A 14,805-nucleotide genomic window follows, 5' to 3' on the forward strand; every position below is an offset into this window, starting at 1 on the left:
CACTTAGCCTTTCAACACATTCGCATCTTCGACGCCGATCGCGCCGCGCTTGCGGAAGAATGTCACCATGATCGCAAGGCCGATGGCCGATTCCGCCGCCGCAACCGTCAGCACGAACAGGGTGAACACCTGCCCCGTCAGATCGCCCAAGCTGGTGGAAAAGGTCACAAGGTTGATATTCACCGCCAGCAAGATCAGCTCGACCGACATCAAAAGGATGATGACGTTGCGGCGGTTCAGGAACAGGCCGAACACGCCGATCACGAAGAGGATGCCCGCGACAGCAAGGTAATGGCCTTGGGTGATCATCATGATTTGCTCCGATCCAATCCCTGCCCGCTGCCGGGGTTTGCCATGCGGATCGCCTTGGCGGGATCGCGCGACATCTGCTCCAGCACATTTTGGCGTTTCACATCCTGCCGGTGGCGCATGGTCAGCACGATCGCCCCGATCATCGCGACCAGCAGCACCAGCCCCGCCAATTGGAAGGCGATGAAATAGCGATCATAGAGGATCAGTGCCAAAGCATGTGTATTATCGACGCCCGCAGGCGTGGGTGTGGCAAGGCGCGCTGATGCGCCGGGCGCTGCGCTCCAATCGCCAAAGACCATCACCAGCTGCGCGGCCAGCACTGCACCGATGACGACCCCCACAGGCACAAAGGCCCGCGATTTGGCGCGCAGGGCGGCAAAATCCACATCCAGCATCATCACGACGAACAGGAACAGCACCGCCACCGCGCCGACATAGACGATCATCAGGATCATCGCGACGAATTCCGCGCCTTGCAGCACGAATAGCCCCGCCGCCGACAGGAAGGCCGAGATCAGCCACAGCACCGCATGGACCGGGTTGCGCGCCGTCACCGTCATCAGCCCGCCGATCAGCGTGCCAGCGGCGAAAACGTAAAAGATGAAAGCCATGATGCCCCCTTAACGATAAGGCGCGTCCGCCGCCAAGTTGCGGGCAATTTCCGCCTCCCATTTATCGCCATTCGCCAGCAATTTGTCCTTGTCATAGAACAGCTCTTCGCGGGATTCGGTGGCGAATTCGAAATTCGGGCCTTCGACGATCGCATCCACGGGGCAGGCCTCTTGGCAAAAGCCGCAATAGATGCATTTCGTCATGTCGATGTCATAGCGCGTGGTGCGGCGGCTGCCGTCATCGCGCGGCTCGGCATCAATGGTGATGGCCTGCGCGGGGCAGATCGCCTCGCAGAGCTTGCAGGCGATGCAGCGTTCCTCGCCAGAGGGATAGCGGCGCAGCGCATGTTCCCCGCGAAAGCGCGGCGAGAGCGGCACCTTTTCATGCGGGTAATTCACCGTCGGGCGCGGTCGGAAAAAGTATTTCATCCCCAGCCGAAAGCCGTCCCAAACGTCTTTGAGCAGAAAGTATTTTGCGGCGCGGGTATAGTCGATCTGCGACATGCCTCTAGCCCCCTATGGCCCAGCGGGCCCAAGTCCCGCCCAAGATTTCAAATTTCGCAAGGAAAGCGACCAACACGACCCACCCCAGCGACAGCGGCAGGAAGACTTTCCAGCCGATACGCATCAGCTGGTCGTGGCGATAACGCGGCACTGTCGCCTTGACCAAGGCGAAGATAAAGAAACAGGCCAGCACCTTCAGGATGAACCAGAATATCCCGTCCGCCACCCCCGGAATAGGCGACAGCCAGCCGCCGAGGAATAGCAGCGTGACCAGTGCGCACATCAGCACGACGGCCGTCAGCTCGCCAATCATGAACAGCAGAAAGGGGGTCGAGGAATATTCGACCTGATAGCCCGCAACCAGTTCCGATTCCGCCTCGGGCAGGTCGAACGGTGGGCGGTTGGTTTCCGCCAAAGCCGAGATAAAGAACAGGAATAGCATCGGGAAATGCGCGACCCAATACCACGAGAAGATGCCATAAGCGCCGTCCTGCGCATGGACGATGGCCGAGAGGTTCATCGATCCGGTCGAGATAATGATCCCGATGATAATCAGGCCCAGCGAGACCTCGTAGGAAATCATCTGCGCCGCCGACCGCAGCGCCCCCAAAAACGCGTATTTCGAATTGGAGGCCCAGCCGCCCATGATCACGCCGTAAACCTCTAGCGAGGAGACCGCAAAGATATACAGGATCGCGACGTTGATATCGGCCAGCACCCAGCCATCGCTGAACGGGATCACCGCCCAGCCGGCCATCGCCAGCACAAAGGACAGCAGCGGCGCAAGGAAGAAGACGAACCGATCCGCGCCGGCGGGCACGATGACTTCCTTGACGATATATTTCAGGAAATCGGCAAAGCTTTGCAGCAAGCCCCATGGCCCGACCACATTCGGGCCGCGCCGCAGCTGCACTGCCGCCCAGACCTTGCGGTCGGCATACATCAAAAACGCCAGTGCCAGCAGGATGCAGACCATCACCAGCAGGCTTTGGCCAAGGATCAGCAGCACAATGCCAAAGGGGTTTTGTGTGAAAAACAGGGGCATCCGCTACTCCGCCGCGATGGCGCGTTTGCGCGCCTGTCCCGCAAGTTGCCCCATCAGGGTCGAGGCGCGGGCAATCGGGTTCGTCAGGTAAAAATCGACATCGGGTAGTGCGAAATCGCCACTGCCCAGCCTGCCCAGGGGCAGATCGGGCGCGGGATTTTCGGGCACGACATCAAGGCGCGCCAGATGCGGATGCGCCTGCACCAGATGCTGGCGCAACCCCGCAAGGCTATCCCAGGGCAACACCCGCCCCGCCGCACCCGATACGGCGCGCAGCACCGCCCAATTCTCGCGCGCCTCGCCGGGCGGGAAAGCCGCACGCAGCGCTAATTGCGGGCGCCCTTCGGTGTTCACAAACAGGCCGCTTTCCTCGGTATAGCAGGCAGCGGGCAAGATCAGATCAGCGCGATGCGCGCCGCGATCACCGTGGCTGCCCTGATAGATCACAAAGGGCCCCTCGGGGATGTCGATCTCGTCGACGCCAAGGGCATAGACCACATCGGCACCCGTCAGCGCGGCTTGAACGCCGCCCTCGGTCGCAGCGCCGACATCCAATGCGCCAACACGCGCGGCGGCTGTATGCAGCACCAGCACTTTGCCCCCCTGCGCGGCGGCGGCGGCAAAGACCTCGGCCAAAACGGCGGCGCCATCCGTGCCGGTCAGCGCGCTCGCGCCAATAATGAACAGCGCGCCATCTACAGGCTCACGCGGCAGTGCCGCCAGCGCGGCGCGGCCCGTGCCGGCATGGGTATAAGCATAGGTCAGATCGACCGCCGGCCCGATCAGGGTCACATCGGCCCCCTTGATCCAGGATTTGCGGATACGCGCGTTCAACACCGGCGCATCCACGCGCGGGTTGGTGCCAATCAGCGTGATCTGCCGCGCGACATCAATATCGTTGATGCTGGCCGTGCCGACATAGCCGCCGCGCTGCAACGGCAGCGCCGCACCATCCAGCCGCGATTCCACCCGCCCCCCAAGGGATTCGACCAGCAATTTCAGCGCATAGGCGGCCTCTGCCGGTGCCAAATCACCGACCAGCCCCGCAACTTTGCCCCCCGCGAGCTTTGTCCCCGCCAGCGCCAAAGCCTCGTCCCACGCCACCGCACGCAGACGGCCATCTTCGCGGATATAGGGCCGGTCAAGGCGTTGGCGTCGCAATCCATCCCAGATGAAACGCGTCTTGTCCGAGATCCATTCCTCGTTCACGCCATCATGGTTGCGCGGCAGGATGCGCATCACGTCGCGCCCGCGGGTGTCGACGCGGATATTGCTGCCCAGCGCATCCATCACATCCACGCTTGGCGTGCGGGTCAGCTCCCACGGGCGGGCGTTGAACGCATAGGGTTTCGAGGTCAGCGCCCCCACCGGGCACAGATCAATGATGTTGCCCTGCAAATTCGATTGCAGCGTCTGCCCCAGATAGGATGTGACCTCGGCATCCTCGCCCCGTCCGGTCTGGCCCATCTGGGTGATGCCCGCAACTTCGGTGGTGAAACGCACACAGCGCGTGCAACTGATGCAGCGCGTCATATGAGTCTCGACCAAAGGTCCCAGATCGAGGTCGTCAGAGGCGCGTTTGGGCAGAGTGAACCTGCTGGTCGCCTTGCCATAGGCGACCGCCTGATCTTGCAGATCGCATTCGCCGCCCTGATCGCAGATCGGGCAATCCAGCGGGTGGTTGATCAGCAGGAATTCCATGACGCCCGATCGCGCCTTTTGCACCATCGGGCTTTGTGTCAGCACCACGGGCGGCTGCCCCTCGGCGCCGGGGCGCAGATCGCGCACCTGCATCGCGCAAGAGGCGGTCGGCTTTGGCGGGCCGCCCACCACTTCGACCAGACACATGCGGCAATTGCCCGCAATCGACAGCCGTTCGTGATAGCAAAAACGGGGGATTTCGACCCCGGCAGCCTCACAGGCCTGTATCAGGGTCATTGCGGCGGGCACTTCGACTACCCGTCCGTCGATACTGATCTTGCGTAGGTCTTGCATACCTGCGTGTCCCTAGTATCCCACGGTATACGATCCGTGGTGAGGTCCATTTGACCCTATCTAAATCCGCCACCAAGCACCAGAGCAAAGCGCGACAATTTGCCCACTTTTTCTGACGTTACGTTATTTTTTCAGCGGTTTGATGACAGGTGCTAACGCAGCAGGCGCCCGACCTCTGATCCGGCGCTGATTTCAGCGCGACCAAGGGCGCAATAGGTTTCGGGCTGGTCAGGAATCGCGCCCCGCTCGCGCAAACGGCTGCGCGCAACCTCCTCAAGCCGGGTTTTTTCTGTGCGATCATCGACGAAAGCGTCAATCTCGGCATTGGAGTAGCCAAGGCTGCGCGCGGTGGATTTGATTCCATTCAAAAAGCCGATGCCGCGCAGCAGGCGGATATTGAGCGCACCGCACACCCGGTCGATTTCATAGACCATCGCCGCAACGACCAGCGGCTCGGTCACCTGCGGCACTTGCCCCAGTGGCGGGCGATTCTGTGCCATGGCGGGCAGCGAAAGGCTGGTCGCAAAAATGGTGATCGCAGCTAGAATATGACGCATGATCGCCCCCGGTTTTTATAGGGTCAAACTGGGGGCGCGGGCGCTGTCATGCAATAGCAGCGGGCGAAATCCACACTATTCGGCGGCAATCCGACCTTGATGCAGGCGGGCTTCGATCTCGGGGCGGAAATGGCGGACGAGGCCCTGGATCGGCCAGGCCGCCGCATCGCCCAACGCGCAGATCGTGTGGCCCTCGACCTGTTTGGTGACTTCGATCAGCATGTCGATCTCGGCAGGATCGGCGGTGCCTGCGACCAGACGTTCCATCACGCGCATCATCCAGCCGGTCCCTTCGCGGCAGGGCGTGCACTGACCGCAGCTTTCATGTTTGTAGAATTTCGACAGCCGCCAGATCGCTTTCACGATATCGACCGACTGATCCATGACGATCACGGCCGCCGTGCCCAGACCCGACTGCTGCGCGCGCAGCCAGTCGAAATCCATGATCGCCTCGCCCATCACCGATGCGGGCAGAACCGGCACCGACGAGCCGCCCGGGATCACGCCTTTCAGATTGTCCCAACCGCCGCGAATGCCGCCGCAATGGCGGTCGATCAATTCGCGGAACGGGATCGACATTTCTTCCTCGACGATACAGGGGCGGTTCACATGGCCCGAGATCGCGAACAGTTTCGTCCCCGCATTATTCGGGCGGCCAAAGCCACTGAACCAACTGGCACCGCGCCGCAAAATGGTCGGCGCAACAGCAATCGATTCGACGTTGTTCACCGTGGTCGGACAACCATAAAGCCCCGCGCCTGCCGGAAACGGTGGCTTCATACGCGGCATGCCCTTTTTACCCTCAAGGCTTTCCAGCAGCGCGGTTTCCTCGCCGCAGATATAGGCGCCGGCGCCGTGATGCAGATAAAGATCGAAATCCCAGCCCGATCCGGCAGCATTCGCGCCCAGCAGCCCCGCATCATAGCAGGCGTCAATCGCGGCCTGCAGGGCCTCGCGCTCGCGGATATATTCGCCGCGGATATAGATATAGCAGGCATGGGCGTTGATCGCGAAACTGGCCACCAGGCACCCTTCGATCAGGGCAAAGGGCTCGTGACGCAGAATTTCGCGGTCTTTGCAGGTGCCGGGCTCGGATTCATCGGCGTTCACCACCAGATAGGCGGGGCGATCGCTGTCCTTGGGCATAAAGCTCCATTTCAGGCCGGTCGAGAACCCCGCCCCGCCCCGGCCCCGCAGGCCCGAGGCTTTCATCTCGTTCACGATCCAGTCGCGCCCCTTGGCGATGATCCCGGCAGTGCCGTCGAAATGGCCGCGCATCTGCGCCCCGGCCAGACTACGGTCGTGCTGGCCGTAGATATTCGTAAAGATCCGATCTTGATCGCTTAGCATATTCTAGCCCTTGCTATCATCCCGCCGGGCGCGCCAGAGCTGAAACGCCCCCCACAGCACCCATCCAAAACCCGCCAGTGCAATCAGATCCAGCAGCGCGCGCACCCGATTTGTCAGGCCCATCGCGCCGCCAATCCATGTGGCGGCAATCCAGTAAACACCAACGATTACAATACCGATGGCAAGGCGACGGCCCTGCGCGGCGACACGTTGGTCTTTGTCACTGTCGTTCATAAAGTCGTCTCGCCCCTTGGGTGGCGCAGAGGCACTTCAGTGCCGTCAATGCGCTTGATCGTGTCGTTGATGGTGGTGGCCAGCGTCAAACTGGCATTAAGCGCCTGTTTGTCGCCGGGGGTGTTTTGCAGCACCGTTGCGCCGCCCAAAGGCTCGGCGCTAAAGCGGCCGTTTTGGGGGCCGGGCTGTGGAACGTCGCCCGCGCGCAGCGCGTCGATCAGATCGGACAGGCCTTCGGCGGTCAGATCCTCGTAATAATCCTTGCCGATCTGGGCCATGGGCGCGTTGGTGCAGGCGCCAAGGCATTCGACCTCTTCCCACGACAGCTTGCCATCATCTGACAGGCTATGTGGCTGGGCGGCGATCTTTTGGCGGCAGACGCTGACCAGATCCTCGGCCCCGCACAGCATACAGGACAGCGTCCCGCAGATCTGCAGATGCGCGACCGCGCCGACGGGCTGCAACTGGAACATGAAATAGAATGTCGCCACTTCCAGCGCGCGGATAAAGGGCATCTCGAGCATGTTTGCCACATGCTCGATCGCGGCGCGCGTCAGCCAGCCTTCTTGTTCCTGCGCCCGCCATAGCAGCGGAATGATCGCACTGGCCTGACGGCCAGCAGGATATTTCGCGATTTGTAGCTGTGCCCAAGCCGCATTGGCGGCGGTAAAGGCAAAGCTGGCGGGCTGGTCGGGGTGAAGTCGGCGTAGCATCTGCCCTCTCCGGGGGGTGGCGCGGCCCTAAATCAGGCGCAGCGCGGTGAAATGACCCGAACGCTGCCATCCGATGTCACTTCGGCACGACCCGAAGCGGCAAGTTGGGGGGCAAGGTCCATCAATTCCTGTTGGGTCAGATTGGCACGCAGCAGCACAGAGGCCACATTGTTCTGACGCAGCAGGCATCCTTCGGATTCGATCGACGCCACCAGACGATCTGCCGGCGGCAGGTTCGAGGCGGGCGGCGTTTGCGGGGCGGGCGCGACGGGCGCGGCCGTGCCGGCTGGCCCTTGCGCGCGCGTCATCGACGGGAACATATCGGCCGTACAGCCTGCAAGCGCGGCGCCCACAACCAGCAGAGCCAAGGGTTTCACAAATCTGATCACCATGTTGCGCATCCTTTTCTTCACATCACTGGGACCAGACTAGCGGTCAACTTCGCCAAATACGATATCAAGCGTGGCGATAATGGCCGTCACATCGGCAAGAAGATGCCCTTTTGTCATGTGATCCATGGCCTGCAGATGCGCAAAGCCCGGCGCGCGCAGCTTTGCGCGGTAAGGTTTGTTGCTGCCATCGCTGACCAGATAGACGCCGAACTCGCCCTTTGGCGCCTCGACGGCGGCGTAAACCTCGCCCGCGGGCAGGTGGAAGCCCTCGGAATAGAGTTTGAAATGATGGATCAGCGCCTCCATCGATGTCTTCATCTCGGCGCGTTTGGGCGGCGCTAGCTTGCCATATGCCATCACCTCGCCGGGGCAGTTGCGCAGCTTTTCGCAGGCTTGGCGGATGATCTTGGTCGATTCGTGCATTTCCGCGACACGGCACAGAAAGCGATCATAGCAATCGCCCTTGGTGCCGACGGGAATGTCGAATTCAAATTCGTCATAACATTCATAGGGCTGCGCGCGGCGCAGATCCCATTCCAGCCCCGATCCGCGCACCATGACGCCGGAAAAGCCCATGGCGATGGCCTCGTCCGCGCTGATATTGCCGATATCGACCAGCCGCTGTTTAAAGATGCGGCTTTCCACCAGCAGACCCGACAGCTCATCCAGGAACTGCGGGAAACCGATCGCCCAAGCGTCGATATCCGCGATCAGATCGGGCGGCAGATCCTGATGCACGCCGCCGGGGCGGAAATAGGCGGCATGCAGGCGCGCGCCGCAGGCCCGTTCATAGAACAGCATCAGCTTTTCGCGTTCCTCGAACCCCCACAGCGGTGGGGTCAAGGCGCCCACATCCATCGCGCCGGTTGTCACGTTCATCAGATGGTTCAACACGCGGCCAATCTCGCAAAACAGCACGCGGATCAGACTGGCGCGGCGCGGCACCTCGATCCCGGCGAGCCGTTCAATCGCAAGGCACCAGGCATGTTCCTGGTTCATCGGCGCCACATAATCGAGGCGGTCGAGGTACGGCAGGTTCTGCAGATAAGTGCGGCTTTCCATCAGCTTTTCGGTGCCGCGATGCAGCAGGCCGACATGAGGGTCGCAGCGCTCGACAATCTCGCCATCCAGCTCCAACACCAGACGCAGCACACCATGGGCCGCAGGGTGCTGCGGGCCAAAGTTGATGTTGAAATTGCGCACTTTTTCCAGATCGTCGGATGCGCTTTTGGCGATCACCTCGATGCTCATGTCGCATCCCCCTTGCCCGTCTGATCGCCCGGCAGCGTATTGCCCATCCCCTCCCACGGCGACAGAAAGTCGAACTGGCGATAGGCCTGCACCAATTGCACCGGCGCATGGACGACGCGCTTTTCAACCTCGTCATAGAGCACTTCGGTATAGCCGGTGGTCGGGAAATCCTTGCGCAAGGGATGGCCGGAAAAGCCGTAATCCGTCAGCAAGCGGCGCAGATCGGGGTGGCCGGTAAAGAGGATGCCGAACATGTCGAACACCTCGCGCTCGAACCAATCGGCGGCGGGATAGGCAGGTATCGCCGAGGGCGGCATTTCCCCATCCGCAACAGCCACCTTCAGGCGCAAACGGTGATTCAGATGCATCGAGAGGAAATGGTAAACCAGATCGAACCGCTTGATCCGCGCGGGATAATCGACAGCGGTGATATCGACCAGCGTGCTGAACCTGCATTGCACATCGTCGCGCAGGAACATCAGCAGCGCCGGCAGATCCGTCAAAGTGCTGGTCAGTGTCAGCTCGCCATAGGCCAGTTGCGCGGTGGGCGCGCCCGGGGCCATGTCACGCAGATAGGTCGCCAGATCCTGCATAGTCCCTACCTGACAATCGTGCCGGTGCGGCGGATTTTGCGTTGCAGTTGCATAATGCCATAGAGCAGCGCCTCGGCCGTGGGTGGGCAGCCGGGGACATAGACATCGACGGGCACAATCCGGTCGCAGCCGCGCACCACCGAATAGCTGTAATGATAATAGCCGCCGCCATTCGCGCAGGACCCCATGCTGATGACATAGCGCGGCTCGGGCATCTGGTCGTAGACCTTGCGCAAAGCCGGGGCCATTTTATTCGTCAGCGTGCCTGCAACGATCATCAGATCGGCCTGACGGGGACTTGCGCGCGGGGCGGTGCCAAAGCGTTCCAGATCATAGCGCGGCATGGAAAGCTGCATCATTTCAACAGCGCAGCAGGCAAGGCCAAAGGTCATCCAGTGCAAACTGCCAGTGCGTGCCCAGTTGATGATATCCGCGGTCGAGGTGACAAGGAAACCCTTGTCCTGCACGGCGCGCCCCAGCACCAGCGCGGCATGATCCGCATCGGCGCCAGCGCTATTGCGCCCGGTCTGCACACTGCCCTGCGCCCCGGTCGATAGCTGGTTCAGTTCCATTCCAATGCCCCCTTGCGCCATTCGTAAACGAAGCCGATGGTCAGCACGGCCAAAAAGACCATCATCGACCAGAAGGACACCATGCTCATCCCCGCAAAGGACACCGCCCATGGGAACAGGAAGGCGACCTCAAGGTCGAAAATGATGAACAGGATCGAGACCAGATAAAAGCGCACGTCGAACTTCATGCGCGCATCGTCAAAGGCATTGAACCCACATTCGTAGGCCGAGACCTTTTCAGGGTCGGGGTTACGCACGGCGACCACGACGGCCGCCAGGATCAAGATGATCCCCAGCACGGTGGCCAATCCCAAAAAGATCAGGATGGGCAGGTAATCTTGCAGCAATTGTCCCACGACGTGCCTCCTTCTGGGTGCGAGCGATGGGTATTTTGCGACTGCAATCGCGACTTATTGTCTCACCTTATAGAGGGTTCAAACGCAGGGTCAACCAAGCCTCTACAAGTTTAACCGATCAATCACTTGGGTCAGTTCAACATAGCTTGAAATGGTGGCATCGGGCGCAAGATCTGCAACGATTTTAGCCCCCGGACCAAATGTCACCAGTACGGAGGGCACCCCCGCAGCCCGCGCGGTTTTAAAGTCGGTGATCGTATCACCCACAAGGCAGCCGCGTGACAAATCCGCACCAAGGCGGCGAATCGCCTCGAACAGCGGGGCGGGGTCGGGTTTTTTGACCGGCAGCGTATCGGCCCCGACCAGCGATCCGAACAGATCGCGCACACCCAGCCGGCGCAGCAACTCGTCCGCAGGCGCGGCGGGCTTGTTGGTGCAGATACCGACGGCGTAACCCGCGCTGCGCAGCCCCTCGATCGCATCCGCAACGCCCGGATAAAGAACCGTATGGCTGCTCAGCGCCCCCCAATAGGCCTTGATGAACAGCGGATAGTGGATGGATTTCACCGGCACATCTTTGCGCCCTGCCCGCTGGAAACCCAGATTCATCAAGGCCATACCGCCACCAAAGGCCGTGCCCGCATCATCCGGGCCAAGGCTGCCCGCAATCCCGATCCCCTCCAGCGCGGCATTCCCAGCGTTGATCATATCAAGACTGGTATCGGCCAGCGTCCCATCAAGGTCGAAAATCACACTGCGCATCACGGGCTCCTGTTTTCAGTGGGCCCAGTTTAGCCGCCCCAGCGGTAATGGAAAGTTGCGCCTTGTGATTGCGCCTTGCCGCGCTAAAAGCAGGGGATTCTCAGGCTTAGGAGGCCCCCATGCCCAGCAATTTCGTCATTCTGGCCGCCGGCAAAGGCACGCGCATGGAATCGGACCTGCCTAAAGTCCTGCATGAGGTCGGCGGCGCCCCCCTGATCGCCCATGCCTTGCGCCTGGCAGACAGCCTGCTGCCTGATCGCGTCATCGTCGTCACCGGATATGAGGGCGCGGCCGTCGCCAAATCCGCGGCCCACTGGAACCCCGAGGCGATCATTGTCGAGCAGGCCGAGCAGCTTGGCACCGGCCACGCCGCGCAAATGGCGATGCCCGCGCTGACAGGGACCAGCGGCGATGTCTTTGTGACCTTTGGCGACACGCCCTTCATCCGCACCGCGACGCTAGAAGCCATGCAAGACGCGCGAAAGACGCGCGATCTGGTGGTGCTGGGGTTCGAGGCCGCAGACCCCGACGCCCGTTACGGTCGCCTTGTCATGGACGGCGAGGATCTGCAGGCGATTGTCGAATATAAGGACGCGGATGCCGCCACCCGCGCCATCCGCCTGTGCAATTCCGGCGTGATCTGCACCAGCGCGCAACGTCTGCCCGCGCTGCTGGCGCAGCTCAAGAACGAGAATGCAGCGGCTGAATATTATCTGACCGATATCGTGGCCATCGCCCGTGCTGCGGGTCTATCCGCGGGTGTCGTCACCTGCCCCGAGGAAGAGACCCTTGGCATCAACACCCGCACCGAGCTTGCCCGCGCCGAAGTGATCTTTCAGGCCCGCGCCCGCCGCGATGCGCTGGAAGACGGCGTGCAGTTGGTCTCGCCCGATACTGTGCATTTCGCCTTTGACACGCTGCTGGGCCGTGATGCTGTGGTTGAGCCCTATGTGGTCTTTGCCACCGGCGTGACCGTTGAATCAGGCGCGCGCATTCGGTCCTTTTCGCATCTTGAGGGGGCCCATGTCTCGCGCGGGGCGGTTGTCGGCCCCTATGCCCGCCTGCGCCCGGGCGCAGAGCTGGCCGAACACGCCCATGTCGGCAATTTCGTCGAGGTCAAGAACGCCACCATCGGCGAGGGCACCAAGGCGAGCCACCTGTCCTACATCGGGGATGCCGATGTCGGCGCAGGCACCAATATCGGTGCGGGCACCATCACCGTGAATTACGACGGCGTGTTCAAACATCGCACCACAATCGGTGATCGTGCCTTTATCGGGTCGAATTCGACCCTGATCGCGCCGATCACCATCGGAAACGAAGGGTTTACAGCGGCAGGGTCGGTGATCACCGATGATGTCGCGCCCGGCGCGCTGGCCATCGGCCGCGCCCGCCAAGTTGAAAAGCCGGGCCTTGCCCGCGCATTGATGGCCCGCCTGCGCGCCAAGAAAGACAAGACATGAGCCTGCCTGATGACCTGCAATGCCGCCTTGTGACGCTGGAGGAAGAACTCCGCGTCGAGGGCTGGGACCCGACCCCCGCCGAGATGATCGACTGGCTGGCGCGCGAGCTGCGCCCCGCAAACGAGCTGCCCGCGCGCCTTGAACTGGCTGCACGCCTATGGGCCTTTGGCACGCAAGACGCGCGCATTCTGGCGGCAAAGCTGCTGACACAGGCCCGTATGCGTCCCGATGATGCCATCTGGGCGGCGCTGACCGGCTGGATCGCGGAACTTGGCGCCGGGGCCGAGGAATGGGCGCTGATCGAATCGGTTTCCCGGGCGCTGGATCGCAGGATCGAGGCTGCGCCGGAACGCTTGGCCGAGATCACCCCTTGGGTTTCACATGAAAATGCTGCGCTGCGCGCGGCTTTCGCATTGGTGGCGCGTCCGAACCTGCGCCTGAAAATGCCCAAAGCGGCGGATCTTGCGCGCCGTGATGAATTGCTGGTGTTGCTGGCACCGCTGGCAGCGGATCGCGATCAGATGGTGCAGCGCGCGCTGGCCAGCGCCTTGCGCGATTTGGCGAAACATGATGCGCCGCGCGCGACCACATTCCTGCTGGCGCATGGCAATGCCATGGTGCCATGGGCGCGGCGCGAATCTATCGGCCGTCTACCCATTGCACTGGATGATCGCGGGCGCATCACGGGGGCGCCCGACAATCACTAAGGTTTAGCGCTTTTTCTTGCCCTTGCCGCCGCCGTTCGCCGCACGCGCTGCGGCGGCAGCGGCGAGGATTTCCTCAGCGATTTCTTCGGCTTCTTCGGGATCGAAATCCATCGGAATCTCGACCGTGCCCGCTTCGATAAAGATGCGCACCATACCGCGATCGGTCGGCCCGATCTGAATATTAGCTTCGATATCGCGTTCGTTGTTAATGCCCATGGGATGCATGCCCTTAAGAGTTGATTGCATTCCAGCTAGTCGCAGCGGCGGCGCAATGCAAGCACCCCTGCTTCCCGTAACGTTCACCCGCCAAATGCGCCGCTAGGCACTTGCAATCCGCGAAATCGGGCGTTAATTGACCCTCAGTGCCGCCTTAGCTCAGTTGGTTAGAGCACCAGATTGTGGATCTGGGGGTCCCCCGTTCGAGCCGGGGAGGTGGTACCACTCCCCCCCTTTATATCGCCCAGCCTGCAATCTTGGCTGTGATCGTGATTGACAAGATCCGCGCGCGCAGCGTCATTAGTCATACACGCTCAACAGCGACTGCAGGGATCATGATGACGGATGTCACGACGTGCCTGATTTGCGCCGCGCCGATGCGCTATTATTTCACGAAAACCTATAACGATCTTCCGGCAGCGCTGCCCTATGCGGGCTTTAGCGCCGATTATCACCGCTGCGATGCCTGCGGATTTGTCGCCTCGAAAACCCATCAGGATATGTCTGATGATGCGTTTGGCGCACTCAATAACGCCGCACATGCCTATTTCGAGGCCCTGCCCCTCGCCCAGCGCGGCTTTAACCAACCCCCATATGCGGAACAGGCGCTGGCGTTGGCGATTTTGGGAAGAAACGGCATTGTGGATCTGGGGCGCACATTGGATTATGCGGCCGGCCACGGCACACTTGCCGGAATTATGGCACGCTACTTCGACCACCATATCGCGACATATGACAAATATATCGCGTCAGATGGCCATGATCCGGCACGCCCGCCCCAGCCCGCGCGTCTGGTGATAAACAGCGCCATGTTCGAACATGTCACCACCCGCGCGGCGCTGGACGCGCTGAATGATTTGGTCACATCCGATGGGGTTCTGATGCTGCATTCGGTGATCTGTGACAGGGTGCCGGCAGATCCTGATTGGTTCTACCTAAGGCCCATCGTGCATTGCGCATTCCACACGAATGCCAGCATGGAGGTCCTGATGCAGCAATGGGGCTACGCCGCGTCCATCTACGCGCCAAAAGCCAAAAGCTGGTTTTTGTTCAAGGCAGGTTACCCCGACCTTGAACATCTTCCTGCACAGATTGCGGCCCTCAATACGGAATTCCAGACCGAGATGTTCATCTATAAATCAGGCTTTGTCGATTTCTGGAAAGGGTTCTGA

Annotated in this window: 18 protein-coding genes, 1 tRNA gene and 1 pseudogene; 4 read left to right on the forward strand and 16 right to left on the reverse strand. The window is 61.3% G+C overall.

Annotated elements, in window-relative coordinates; genetic code table 11:
• Positions 1-3: 3 nt before the first annotated feature.
• The 15 genes and pseudogenes from nuoK to KVU_RS09585 form a co-directional block, all read right to left on the reverse strand.
• On the reverse strand, positions 4-309 hold the full coding sequence (gene nuoK / locus KVU_RS09515) for an NADH-quinone oxidoreductase subunit NuoK (RefSeq protein ID WP_044008073.1): 306 nt from the start codon (positions 307-309) through the stop codon (positions 4-6).
• On the reverse strand, positions 309-923 hold the full coding sequence (locus KVU_RS09520; protein WP_013385018.1) for an NADH-quinone oxidoreductase subunit J: 615 nt from the start codon (positions 921-923) through the stop codon (positions 309-311). The genes nuoK and KVU_RS09520 overlap by 1 nt, the downstream gene beginning before the upstream one ends.
• A 9-nt stretch (positions 924-932) precedes the next feature.
• A complete protein-coding gene (gene nuoI, locus KVU_RS09525; protein WP_013385019.1) occupies positions 933-1,427 on the reverse strand; it encodes an NADH-quinone oxidoreductase subunit NuoI in 495 nt (164 codons plus the stop codon).
• A gap of 4 nt (positions 1,428-1,431) precedes the next feature.
• Positions 1,432-2,472 (reverse strand): NADH-quinone oxidoreductase subunit NuoH, encoded by a 1,041-nt coding sequence (gene nuoH, locus KVU_RS09530; RefSeq protein ID WP_013385020.1) that lies wholly within the window; start codon positions 2,470-2,472, stop codon positions 1,432-1,434.
• 3 nt (positions 2,473-2,475) lie between these two features.
• Complete coding sequence (nuoG, locus tag KVU_RS09535; protein WP_013385021.1) at positions 2,476-4,467, reverse strand: NADH-quinone oxidoreductase subunit NuoG; 1,992 nt, start codon at positions 4,465-4,467, stop codon at positions 2,476-2,478.
• A gap of 152 nt (positions 4,468-4,619) precedes the next feature.
• The gene (locus KVU_RS09540) at positions 4,620-5,024 is read right to left on the reverse strand and encodes a DUF5333 domain-containing protein (RefSeq protein WP_013385022.1); all 405 of its coding nucleotides are present in this window, start codon (positions 5,022-5,024) and stop codon (positions 4,620-4,622) included.
• 75 nt (positions 5,025-5,099) lie between these two features.
• Positions 5,100-6,374 (reverse strand): NADH-quinone oxidoreductase subunit NuoF, encoded by a 1,275-nt coding sequence (gene nuoF / locus KVU_RS09545; protein WP_014537947.1) that lies wholly within the window; start codon positions 6,372-6,374, stop codon positions 5,100-5,102.
• Positions 6,375-6,377: 3 nt separating this feature from the next.
• Positions 6,378-6,608: a DUF5337 domain-containing protein gene (locus KVU_RS09550; RefSeq protein ID WP_013385024.1), complete on the reverse strand. Its 231-nt coding sequence runs from the start codon at positions 6,606-6,608 to the stop codon at positions 6,378-6,380.
• Between the two features lie 17 nt (positions 6,609-6,625).
• Positions 6,626-7,321, reverse strand: a pseudogene (nuoE, locus tag KVU_RS09555) (NADH-quinone oxidoreductase subunit NuoE); the annotation flags it as partial.
• A gap of 32 nt (positions 7,322-7,353) precedes the next feature.
• Positions 7,354-7,713: a hypothetical protein gene (locus KVU_RS09560; protein ID WP_013385026.1), complete on the reverse strand. Its 360-nt coding sequence runs from the start codon at positions 7,711-7,713 to the stop codon at positions 7,354-7,356.
• Positions 7,714-7,749: 36 nt separating this feature from the next.
• Positions 7,750-8,964 (reverse strand): NADH-quinone oxidoreductase subunit D, encoded by a 1,215-nt coding sequence (locus KVU_RS09565; protein WP_013385027.1) that lies wholly within the window; start codon positions 8,962-8,964, stop codon positions 7,750-7,752.
• Positions 8,961-9,557: an NADH-quinone oxidoreductase subunit C gene (locus KVU_RS09570; protein ID WP_013385028.1), complete on the reverse strand. Its 597-nt coding sequence runs from the start codon at positions 9,555-9,557 to the stop codon at positions 8,961-8,963. The genes KVU_RS09565 and KVU_RS09570 overlap by 4 nt, the downstream gene beginning before the upstream one ends.
• Before the next feature lie 5 nt (positions 9,558-9,562).
• Positions 9,563-10,129, reverse strand: a complete 567-nt coding sequence (locus tag KVU_RS09575; RefSeq protein ID WP_013385029.1) for a NuoB/complex I 20 kDa subunit family protein — start codon at positions 10,127-10,129, stop codon at positions 9,563-9,565.
• Positions 10,120-10,485 carry an NADH-quinone oxidoreductase subunit A gene (locus KVU_RS09580; RefSeq protein ID WP_013385030.1) on the reverse strand — a complete coding sequence of 122 codons (366 nt, stop codon included), beginning with the start codon at positions 10,483-10,485 and terminating at the stop codon, positions 10,120-10,122. Before KVU_RS09580 ends, KVU_RS09575 begins: the two co-directional genes overlap by 10 nt.
• A gap of 102 nt (positions 10,486-10,587) precedes the next feature.
• Positions 10,588-11,247 (reverse strand): phosphoglycolate phosphatase, encoded by a 660-nt coding sequence (locus KVU_RS09585; protein ID WP_013385031.1) that lies wholly within the window; start codon positions 11,245-11,247, stop codon positions 10,588-10,590.
• A gap of 119 nt (positions 11,248-11,366) precedes the next feature.
• On the opposite strand from KVU_RS09585, the gene glmU reads away from it, so the two are divergent.
• Both glmU and KVU_RS09595 read left to right on the forward strand, forming a co-directional pair.
• Complete coding sequence (gene glmU, locus KVU_RS09590) at positions 11,367-12,710, forward strand: bifunctional UDP-N-acetylglucosamine diphosphorylase/glucosamine-1-phosphate N-acetyltransferase GlmU (RefSeq protein WP_013385032.1); 1,344 nt, start codon at positions 11,367-11,369, stop codon at positions 12,708-12,710.
• Positions 12,707-13,417 carry a DNA alkylation repair protein gene (locus KVU_RS09595; protein ID WP_013385033.1) on the forward strand — a complete coding sequence of 237 codons (711 nt, stop codon included), beginning with the start codon at positions 12,707-12,709 and terminating at the stop codon, positions 13,415-13,417. The genes glmU and KVU_RS09595 overlap by 4 nt, the downstream gene beginning before the upstream one ends.
• A gap of 3 nt (positions 13,418-13,420) precedes the next feature.
• On the opposite strand, the gene KVU_RS09600 is transcribed toward KVU_RS09595, so the two are convergent.
• Positions 13,421-13,633 carry a DUF6324 family protein gene (locus tag KVU_RS09600; RefSeq protein WP_013385034.1) on the reverse strand — a complete coding sequence of 71 codons (213 nt, stop codon included), beginning with the start codon at positions 13,631-13,633 and terminating at the stop codon, positions 13,421-13,423.
• A 148-nt stretch (positions 13,634-13,781) separates the two neighbouring features.
• Between KVU_RS09600 and KVU_RS09605 the strand changes: the two genes are divergently transcribed.
• Positions 13,782-13,858, forward strand: a tRNA-His gene (locus tag KVU_RS09605).
• 110 nt (positions 13,859-13,968) lie between these two features.
• The gene (locus KVU_RS09610) at positions 13,969-14,805 is read left to right on the forward strand and encodes a methyltransferase domain-containing protein (RefSeq protein WP_014537949.1); all 837 of its coding nucleotides are present in this window, start codon (positions 13,969-13,971) and stop codon (positions 14,803-14,805) included.

This window comes from Ketogulonicigenium vulgare WSH-001, assembly GCF_000223375.1.
Lineage (GTDB): Bacteria > Pseudomonadota > Alphaproteobacteria > Rhodobacterales > Rhodobacteraceae > Ketogulonicigenium > Ketogulonicigenium vulgare.

Excerpts from the sequence above, each read along its gene's own strand:
- nuoK (WP_044008073.1), bottom strand. The coding sequence starts at position 309 with ATGATCACCCAAGGCCATTACCTTGCTGTCGCGGGCATCCTCTTCGTG.
- KVU_RS09520 (WP_013385018.1), bottom strand. The coding sequence starts at position 923 with ATGGCTTTCATCTTTTACGTTTTCGCCGCTGGCACGCTGATCGGCGGG.
- nuoI (WP_013385019.1), bottom strand. The coding sequence starts at position 1,427 with ATGTCGCAGATCGACTATACCCGCGCCGCAAAATACTTTCTGCTCAAA.
- nuoH (WP_013385020.1), bottom strand. The coding sequence starts at position 2,472 with ATGCCCCTGTTTTTCACACAAAACCCCTTTGGCATTGTGCTGCTGATC.
- nuoG (WP_013385021.1), bottom strand. The coding sequence starts at position 4,467 with ATGCAAGACCTACGCAAGATCAGTATCGACGGACGGGTAGTCGAAGTG.
- KVU_RS09540 (WP_013385022.1), bottom strand. The coding sequence starts at position 5,024 with ATGCGTCATATTCTAGCTGCGATCACCATTTTTGCGACCAGCCTTTCG.
- nuoF (WP_014537947.1), bottom strand. The coding sequence starts at position 6,374 with ATGCTAAGCGATCAAGATCGGATCTTTACGAATATCTACGGCCAGCAC.
- KVU_RS09550 (WP_013385024.1), bottom strand. The coding sequence starts at position 6,608 with ATGAACGACAGTGACAAAGACCAACGTGTCGCCGCGCAGGGCCGTCGC.
- KVU_RS09560 (WP_013385026.1), bottom strand. The coding sequence starts at position 7,713 with ATGGTGATCAGATTTGTGAAACCCTTGGCTCTGCTGGTTGTGGGCGCC.
- KVU_RS09565 (WP_013385027.1), bottom strand. The coding sequence starts at position 8,964 with ATGAGCATCGAGGTGATCGCCAAAAGCGCATCCGACGATCTGGAAAAA.
- KVU_RS09570 (WP_013385028.1), bottom strand. The coding sequence starts at position 9,557 with ATGCAGGATCTGGCGACCTATCTGCGTGACATGGCCCCGGGCGCGCCC.
- KVU_RS09575 (WP_013385029.1), bottom strand. The coding sequence starts at position 10,129 with ATGGAACTGAACCAGCTATCGACCGGGGCGCAGGGCAGTGTGCAGACC.
- KVU_RS09585 (WP_013385031.1), bottom strand. The coding sequence starts at position 11,247 with ATGCGCAGTGTGATTTTCGACCTTGATGGGACGCTGGCCGATACCAGT.
- glmU (WP_013385032.1), top strand. The coding sequence starts at position 11,367 with ATGCCCAGCAATTTCGTCATTCTGGCCGCCGGCAAAGGCACGCGCATG.
- KVU_RS09595 (WP_013385033.1), top strand. The coding sequence starts at position 12,707 with ATGAGCCTGCCTGATGACCTGCAATGCCGCCTTGTGACGCTGGAGGAA.
- KVU_RS09600 (WP_013385034.1), bottom strand. The coding sequence starts at position 13,633 with ATGGGCATTAACAACGAACGCGATATCGAAGCTAATATTCAGATCGGG.
- KVU_RS09610 (WP_014537949.1), top strand. The coding sequence starts at position 13,969 with ATGATGACGGATGTCACGACGTGCCTGATTTGCGCCGCGCCGATGCGC.